At 66.7% G+C, this 7,340-nt stretch carries 9 protein-coding genes; 4 read left to right on the top strand and 5 right to left on the bottom strand.

Annotated elements, in window-relative coordinates; translation table 11 throughout:
* Positions 1-18: 18 nt before the first annotated feature.
* Positions 19-1,095: a hypothetical protein gene (locus tag AC1DCZ_RS17920; protein ID WP_476975794.1), complete on the top strand. Its 1,077-nt coding sequence runs from the start codon at positions 19-21 to the stop codon at positions 1,093-1,095.
* The gene (locus AC1DCZ_RS17925) at positions 1,092-1,646 is read left to right on the top strand and encodes a methyltransferase family protein (RefSeq protein ID WP_476975795.1); all 555 of its coding nucleotides are present in this window, start codon (positions 1,092-1,094) and stop codon (positions 1,644-1,646) included. The genes AC1DCZ_RS17920 and AC1DCZ_RS17925 overlap by 4 nt, the downstream gene beginning before the upstream one ends.
* A gap of 78 nt (positions 1,647-1,724) precedes the next feature.
* On the opposite strand, the gene AC1DCZ_RS17930 is transcribed toward AC1DCZ_RS17925, so the two are convergent.
* A complete protein-coding gene (locus AC1DCZ_RS17930) occupies positions 1,725-1,901 on the bottom strand; it encodes a CsbD family protein (RefSeq protein WP_476975796.1) in 177 nt (58 codons plus the stop codon).
* 101 nt (positions 1,902-2,002) lie between these two features.
* Positions 2,003-2,794, bottom strand: a complete 792-nt coding sequence (locus AC1DCZ_RS17935; RefSeq protein ID WP_476975797.1) for a DUF998 domain-containing protein — start codon at positions 2,792-2,794, stop codon at positions 2,003-2,005.
* Positions 2,795-3,038: 244 nt separating this feature from the next.
* Here AC1DCZ_RS17935 and AC1DCZ_RS17940 point away from each other — a divergent pair, with 244 nt between their 5' ends.
* On the top strand, positions 3,039-3,464 hold the full coding sequence (locus AC1DCZ_RS17940) for a nuclear transport factor 2 family protein (RefSeq protein WP_476975798.1): 426 nt from the start codon (positions 3,039-3,041) through the stop codon (positions 3,462-3,464).
* Between the two features lie 109 nt (positions 3,465-3,573).
* Here AC1DCZ_RS17940 and AC1DCZ_RS17945 read toward each other — a convergent pair whose 3' ends face one another.
* Together AC1DCZ_RS17945 and AC1DCZ_RS17950 are read right to left on the bottom strand one after the other, a co-directional pair.
* Positions 3,574-4,716: an EAL domain-containing protein gene (locus AC1DCZ_RS17945; RefSeq protein ID WP_476975799.1), complete on the bottom strand. Its 1,143-nt coding sequence runs from the start codon at positions 4,714-4,716 to the stop codon at positions 3,574-3,576.
* 291 nt (positions 4,717-5,007) lie between these two features.
* Positions 5,008-5,391, bottom strand: coding sequence for a hypothetical protein (locus tag AC1DCZ_RS17950; RefSeq protein ID WP_476975800.1), 384 nt, complete (start codon positions 5,389-5,391; stop codon positions 5,008-5,010).
* A gap of 290 nt (positions 5,392-5,681) precedes the next feature.
* Here AC1DCZ_RS17950 and AC1DCZ_RS17955 point away from each other — a divergent pair, with 290 nt between their 5' ends.
* A complete protein-coding gene (locus tag AC1DCZ_RS17955; protein ID WP_476975801.1) occupies positions 5,682-6,755 on the top strand; it encodes a DNA polymerase IV in 1,074 nt (357 codons plus the stop codon).
* Positions 6,756-6,930: 175 nt separating this feature from the next.
* Here the strand turns inward: AC1DCZ_RS17955 and AC1DCZ_RS17960 are convergent.
* On the bottom strand, positions 6,931-7,340 hold a 410-nt coding region (locus AC1DCZ_RS17960; RefSeq protein WP_476975802.1), incomplete at its 5' end, for an HNH endonuclease.

Here is a 7,340-nt window from a genome sequence, read left to right on the forward strand (position 1 = left end):
AGTGCGAGGAAAACGACCATGGTTGACACGGCAGTCCCGGCTCTCAGGGCCGGCGTCGGGCGGGATTTGGTGACGGAACTGCTGGGCATCTGGCTGCTCCTGGCGGTCTTTCTGGACGGCTGGGCACACCTGCACGTTCCCGGGCTGGAGACGTTCTTCACCCCGTGGCACGCCGCTCTCTATTCCGGCCTCCTTGCCATGGCCGCCTGGACAGCCACGGTGATCTGGAGGAACCGCGAGCCCGGGCAGCCGCTTGCCGGTGCGATACCGGCCGGTTACGGGGGCACGGTGGTCGGAGTCGTCCTCTTCGCCGTCGCCGGCGTCCTGGATCTGGCATGGCATGAGATCCTGGGCATCGAAGTCTCGCTCGACGCGCTGGTAAGCCCCACCCACCTGCTGCTCGGGTTCAGCCTCTTCCTCAATCTCGGCACCGGTGTCCGCAGTGCGCGCGCCCGCAGCCGGTCGGCCGCCTTCGTGTGGACGCCGCCGGCCCTGCTGGCTGTCGCCCTCATGACTGGCCTGGGCGCCTTCTTCCTCATCTACTGCTCGGCCTTCGTCCGGACGGGGCCGGCGGTCCCGTACGTCCCGACGCCGATCGGCAGTCCCGGCCACACCCAGGCGGAGCTGCCCGCGGCGATCGGCATGGCCAGCTACCTGGTGACCACGGCGCTCATCAGCGCCCCCTTCCTCTACACCTTCTCCGGAACCCGACGTCCGCCGCGCGGCATCGCCACCATCCTGGTCGCCGTCGTGGCGTGGCTGCCCCTGGCGATGTCGGGGTTCCGCCCGGCAGCGGCCGCCGGCGCGGCAGGGGCAACGGTAGCCGCGGTTGTCGTGGACGTCGCGCTTGCCCGAAGGGCCGGGCCCGTGACCGGCCGCCGGCTGCCGGCGGTCAGTGCGGTGCTGGCGGCGCTTATCTGGACAGGCCAGCTGGTCGGCATTGCCTTGGTGTCAGGGATTGAATGGCCCGTGTCGATGTGGCTTGGCGCCATTGTGCTGAGCTCGGCAGTGGCCGCAGGACTCGCCTTCGTCAGCTCCTGGAACTCCGGGAGCATGCAGCGCCCGGAAGTATCGCACGCGGGAGGTCCACTATGACCAGCATGGCAGCATCCGGCGAATCAGCGCGTGAGAAGAGACGCGCGGCCATTGGCACGGCGGTGTCCGCCGTGGCACCGGCGACGGCGGCCGGTCTCGTTCCATGGATGTTGACGCGCTGGAACGTGAGGCGGCCGGTGCCGGGCGGACTGCCCGCGCAATGCGCCGGCGTCGTGCTCATCGGCACGGGCGCCGCAGTGATCGCAAGCTCCTTTGTGCGGTTCGCCGTCGAGGGACTGGGTACCCCGGCGCCCTTTGCGCAGACGAAGCATTTGGTGGTCGGCGGCTGGTACGGCTTCGTGCGGAACCCCATCTATTGTGCCCTCGCCGCTGCGATCACCGGACAGGGCCTCGTGCTTGGGCAGCCGAGGCTTTTTGGTCTTGCCGCCGCGGGTGCCGTCCCGGTCGTTGCATTTGTCCTGCTTCATGAGGAGCCCAGCCTGGCTCGTAAGTTCGGTCCTGAGTATGAGATCTACCGCGAAAACGTACCGCGCTGGCTGCCCAGGCTCACGCCCTGGCGTGCAGGGCCGGCGTCAGGGCCTCCGGAGTAACAGCCCCTGGGGTCATACGGGAGGGTGCGGCCCGACGGGCCGCACCCTGGTTTTCGCTACGAAGATTCGGTACGAGGATCAGTGCCTTCTGAATGAGTCCCTGATCTTGGCGCCGGCTTGCTTCAAATCGGCCCGGAAGTGGCGTGCCTTGCCCTCGGCCTTGAGCCGATCATTGCCGGTGGCCCGGCCGGCTGCTTCCTTGCCTCTGCCATGAAGTTTCTCGGCAGTGTTGTGGATCCTGTCACCCCAACCCATGATGGTCCTCCCTTATCCGTGGCTCTGTGCGGCGTGAATACCGCTGAACCGACACTTAATTGTAGGAACGGACGCGCCGTGAAGGTACCCTTTTTCAGTCTTCAGGGAAAGGGCTTGTCCGACGCCGGCCTGTCCGACGCCGGCCGGACCGGCGCCGCGGAAACGGCGCCGTGGACGCGGCGCCGTGGGCGCGGCGCCGTGGGCGCGGCGCCGGAATACTCGGAACTCCGGCGCAGCAGGATTCCTGCCAGCACCACGACCCAGACCAGGAACGCACTCAGCATGATGCGTTCCACCACACCCAGCCCGGGCGTGGGTACGCCCGCGGCAACCGCAGGGATGTAGGAATTTGTCCATGCGCCAAAGCCGAGGACGACGGCGATTGTCAGGATCGAGTAGAGCCGAAACCGCCTGCCGAAGGCCGCTGCGCCGAATCCCAGGATCGCAAGGTAAAGCAGCGCATCCATGGCACCGAGGGTGATGTGCATGGCGTCGGTCAAGGCCATGGCGGCCGCGGGCTTGATGTCCTCACGGGCCGTCATCGGGAACGGCAACCACAGGGGACCCACCGCGCCGTATGCGACGAGGAGTGCGCCGGTCACGCGCAGCGCTTTCTTTTTTTGGGCAGACCGCCACACCCCGATACCGAACGCGATGACCAGCGCTTCATAGATGAAGCCTTCCACGATGAGAGGGCCCCTGGTCGGAGCGCCGATCGATGTCAGTTCGCTCACGGCCTGGTCGAACGGGCTGTAGCCCCTATACAGCACCGCGGCGAGCACCTCGCTCGCCACCGGCCAGAGCGCCGATGACAGGATTCCGCACACAAGCAGGGTCTTCAGGACAAAGCCGGATGGGCCGTCAGGCGCTGGACGCACATGGATTGCGGACATTGCTGGCCTCCCCGGCGCCACAGAGGAACGGAGGGCGCCCTTGGGTTCAGGATGGCCCGGGAAGCGGGTGGGCGCCAGGGCCTCATGCCCCGCCGGGCAACGGCACCACGACTGCACTGGTGCTCGGCTGTTCTGCGGGTCCATCATTGGACTGCCGGTCCCGCTTGGGTGCGGAACGGCGTCGGAGGGCGCGGGCTTCACATACCTGCCCCGCCCTTGCCCGGGCCGGAATGGGGCGATGATGATGAGCGAAGTTATTGATCGGTTGGCGGCGGCAATGAACGCACATGACCTTGAAGCCGCAGCGGCACTGTTCCACAAGGATTACCGCAGCGAGCAGCCAGCCCACCCTGCCAGGGCCTTTGTCGGCAGGGCACAGATGCACGCCAACTGGGCTGCGATGTTCGCCGGAGTTCCTGATTTCCATGCAGAGTTGGTCCGTTCCGCCGAGGCCGGGAACACGACCTGGAGCGAATGGACCTGGTCCGGCAACCGTGCTGACGGGCAGCCATTCGGCCTCCGCGGGGTCACTCTCTTCGACGTGGAGGACAACCTCATCACTGCCGGCAGGCTTTACATGGAGGAGGTCGAACGCGAGGCGGTGGGTATCGAGCAGACGGTGCAGTCCCTGTCGGGCCGCGAGCCGGGCCCCGCGCGGGCTGAAGCGTAGCCGTTGCGCGCGCCCCCGCGGGGCGCGCGGGTTGAAGGGTAGCTGCGCTCGGCGGGGTGATTTGCTGCAGCGGACCGGGCGTATGCGTGCCTCTGCCGCCCGGGCTGTGTCAGGACCGGGAGCCCGAGCCGCCGTCGGGATTCCCCAGCGAAGTGATCTTGCCGGTCTGGCCTTCCCATGCGCCCCAGTCCTCCGGGAGGGTGGTGGGCCGGCCGAGGAAATAGCCTTGGCCCGTCCGGATGCCAAGCGCCCGGAGAGTAGCAAGCTCCGCCCCGGTTTCGATGCCTTCCGCAATGATGAGCGCGCCGATCTGGTCTGCGATCCATGTCAGGGATTCACAGACGGTGTGCCGTAGGGAGTTCGTGTTGATGCCTTCGATGAGGTTGCGGTCGAGCTTGATGATGTCGGGCCGAAGAAGGTTGATATGGCGGACGGAGCCGGGGTAGGAGCCGGAGTGCCCGACAGCGAGCCGGACGCCCTGATTGCGAAGCGGAATCAGCGGCCCGAGAAGGGCGTCGGCCTGCTCGGCGGTCGGCGGGTCGGTGAGTTCGAGGACGACGCGGCTCGGGGATAACCCGGATTGCAGCACCAGGTCGGCCAGGAGCGGATCCAAACAGGTGGGCGGTGACAACTTAAGCGTGACGTAGAGGTGCGCCGGAAGGTTCTCGGCAGCGGCGAGCGCGGATTCCATGGCCGCGAACTCAAGATCGCTGCCGAGGCTCGCATGTGCGGCTTCGGCGAACCAGTGGTCCGCGGAGTGCCCGTCCGTGACAAAGCGCGTCAGCGCCCCGGCCCCGACGACAGCGCCGGTGGAGAGGTCTTGGATCGGCTGAAAGGCTGTCACGAGCAGCCGGCCCTGGAGTACCGCTTCGATCCGCGAGCGTGCGTCGTGGCCCTCACCCGTCGACGTTCCTGCCGGCCGCGGTGAGCCCGGACCGGTGGACGGGTGTCCCGCGTCCGCGTCCGCATGCGCGTCCGCATCCTCGCGAGAGAGCCATGCCCGGGCCTGAAGCTCCGTCAGGTGGTCGACCAGCGCCCTCTCCGGATTATCGGGATGTTCAGCGAGGTGCTTGCGAAGCTGATCCCGGACCTGGGCCTGATCCGGAGACGTGTCCGAGAGCACGGCAGCGATGATGTCGGAGACTTGCCGGCGGATTCCCGCACCATGTACGGGACGCGCCGCGGCGGATTCCGGACCCTCCGGTTGGTGGCCCGCATCGCGTTCTGGCGTGGAAGACGGCTCCAACGTCACTGGCTATTCCTTTGTTCGACACACTCCGGCTGAGCCCGGAACCGGCCTGCCGCCTACCCTCGTCCGGGGTTCGCTCCGTTGTGGCGAGGCGGAAGGCCGTGGACACACCGTATGACGGGTTCGAGGCCTGCGACCCTTAGGAATGCGGCAGTTTTACCGCACTTTTGCCGCAGTAGCGGCGGCCTCCTGCCGAGGTGATCGACGGCGGCCTGCCGGCGCTCACCCGGCGCCCTACCGCGCCCTACCGGTGGATGGGTGGGTTATTCCATGCCCAAGCTGAGCTGCCAACCGTCAGGCGGCCGATTCCTCCGGCGAGCTGTCGCTGCTGAGCTCGACGGTTTGAACCGGGCCTTCCGGCGTCGCGTGGTATCCGTCAATCGTCGGCGGCGGAGTTTCGAGCTTCCGGACCATGCCGGGTTCGAGCTCCGAGCGCAGCCATATTCGAAGGGAGTCGTTCCGGAACGAAACGCTACCTGGCGCTGGTGACTGGCTCTGGATGATCGGATTCCTGGGCCATGCGATCGAGCTGATTGGCGGCCCATCCGGATCAGGATTCGCGAGAGTCAGGCCGGCCGTTTGCGCTATTTCCCGCGAATGGAGGAAGTGCTCCCCAACAACGTCGGGGACGACAACGAGATCGGCGGCTCGTTTTTCGTCTTGGGGTCCGTCCGGCATTTTCCCTCCTGTCGGCATTGTCTGCCCTACTGCACGCACGGGCAATGTTGGGCCATACGGGGGCGTCCCCAGTTCAACCATCTCCGGAACGTTTTTCCCCTAATGAAACTACCTGGCGGGTGCGGTGCCTCCCACTGCCGGCCGGACGCCGTCCCACTCTGGCCTGTGGCGTTTGGTGAACCCTGAGTGGTGCGATGGTGGCCCCGGCAAGGTCAGGAGGCCGCAGGCTGTGCGACCAAGCTCGGTGGAGAGCGGATGCTTGCCAGGGATGTTTAGGGCAGACTGGTGGCGTGAGTGGAATCCCGTGGGTGCTGCACGTCGATCTCGACCAGTTCATCGCGGCGGTCGAAGTGCTCCGGCGGCCGGAGCTTGCGGGCAAACCGATCATTGTCGGCGGTCGGGGCGACCCAACGGAACGAGCTGTGGTGTCGACCGCATCGTACGAAGCCAGGGCTTTCGGCGTGGGTTCCGGAATGCCCTTACGAATTGCGGCCCGGAAAGCGCCCGACGCTGTGATCCTGCCCGTCGATCAGGAGGCTTACCTCGCGGCGTCTGAAACGGTGATGGCTACCCTGCGCGCGCAGCCTGGCGCCACCGTGCAGGTGCTGGGTTGGGATGAAGCCTTTGTGGGTATTGAGACGGAAAATCCGGAAGCCTACGCCCGGCAGGTGCAGGCCGCTGTCCTGGAGCGAACGCAGCTGCATTGCAGCGTGGGCCTCGGCGACACCCTGGTCCGAGCCAAGGTCGCCACCGGTTTCGGCAAACCGGCCGGCGTCTTCCGTCTCACTTCCGGGAACTGGCTCGACGTCATGGGCAGCCGGCCCACCAAGGACCTGTGGGGCGTCGGAACCAAAGTGTCGGGCCGGCTGGCCAAACTCGGCATCAACACAGTTGCCGAGCTCGCTGCGTCCGAGCCCCAAGACCTGGTCCCGGAGTTCGGCCCCAAAATGGGTCCTTGGTACGCGGAGCTCGGACGCGGGGACGGTGCCAGCGTTGTGGATGACACGCCGTGGGTTGCCCGCGGGCATAGCCGGGAGACCACCTTCCAGCGGGACCTGACTGAGCCCGCCCAAGTGGACGACGCCGTGAGGGAGCTGACAGCGCGTGTCCTGGAGGATGTTGTGGCTGAAGGACGGCCCGTGGTTGGGCTGACCCTCAAGGTTCGGTACGCGCCGTTCGTCACCAAGACCCACGCGAGAAGGATTCCCGAGACATTCGACCCGAACGAAATCCTCGCGGGCGCCTTGGACCTCGCAGCCGGAATCGAACCGGGCCGTCCGATCCGACTCCTGGGCCTGCGGGCCGAAATGACAATGCCCGACGATGCCCGAAAAGGACATACGCCGACGCGCGGCGGTTGGTGACGGAGTCGCCAAAGGCCTGATTCCCTGGGCCTGATTCCCTGGGCCAGATATTCCCTGGGCCAGATACTGCCCAGCCAGGTACTCCACGGGACCTGCCGCCGCCGCATTCCAAGACCGCCCGCAGATCTACGGATCGGCGGGTGGTCTTTTACGTACCCGGAACGTGGTGTGGGACTCAAGCCGCTGCCGGAACGCGGGTCCGGGCGCGTTTGACGGTTTTGGCGTGGTGCCGAAGCGCGCGCCGGTGGCGGTTGTCTTGCTGCGTTAGGTCGGTCGTTCGAGAGGGCGGGTCAGTCACGTTCATGCCGGGTGAGTGTGCTCGGCCCACGGGTGTTCCCGGGAGGGGTGGTGCGGTGGAGTGGTAGGCGTGGCCGGTGGGGGTTTTGATCTGGACGGTGTGTCTGGTGCTGCCGGTGGCACCCGGATTGATTGCCGGTCTGTTGCTCCATCCGGGGGTTTCTTTGGTGTGGTTGCAGGCTTCGCAGAGTCCTTGGCCGTTGGTGTGGGTGGTGGGGCCGTTGTTGTGCCAGGGGATGATGTGGTCCAGGTGGCGGATGGGGGCGTCGCAGTAGGGGGTGCGGCAGG

It is taken from the genome of Arthrobacter sp. 10N418, from assembly GCF_056394725.1.

Bases quoted from the DNA above. Each gene is read 5' to 3' on its own strand.
- AC1DCZ_RS17950 (WP_476975800.1), bottom strand. From the start codon at position 5,391: ATGCCGGACGGACCCCAAGACGAAAAACGAGCCGCCGATCTCGTTGTC.
- AC1DCZ_RS17925 (WP_476975795.1), top strand. From the start codon at position 1,092: ATGACCAGCATGGCAGCATCCGGCGAATCAGCGCGTGAGAAGAGACGC.
- AC1DCZ_RS17940 (WP_476975798.1), top strand. From the start codon at position 3,039: ATGAGCGAAGTTATTGATCGGTTGGCGGCGGCAATGAACGCACATGAC.
- AC1DCZ_RS17930 (WP_476975796.1), bottom strand. From the start codon at position 1,901: ATGGGTTGGGGTGACAGGATCCACAACACTGCCGAGAAACTTCATGGC.
- AC1DCZ_RS17920 (WP_476975794.1), top strand. From the start codon at position 19: ATGGTTGACACGGCAGTCCCGGCTCTCAGGGCCGGCGTCGGGCGGGAT.
- AC1DCZ_RS17935 (WP_476975797.1), bottom strand. From the start codon at position 2,794: ATGTCCGCAATCCATGTGCGTCCAGCGCCTGACGGCCCATCCGGCTTT.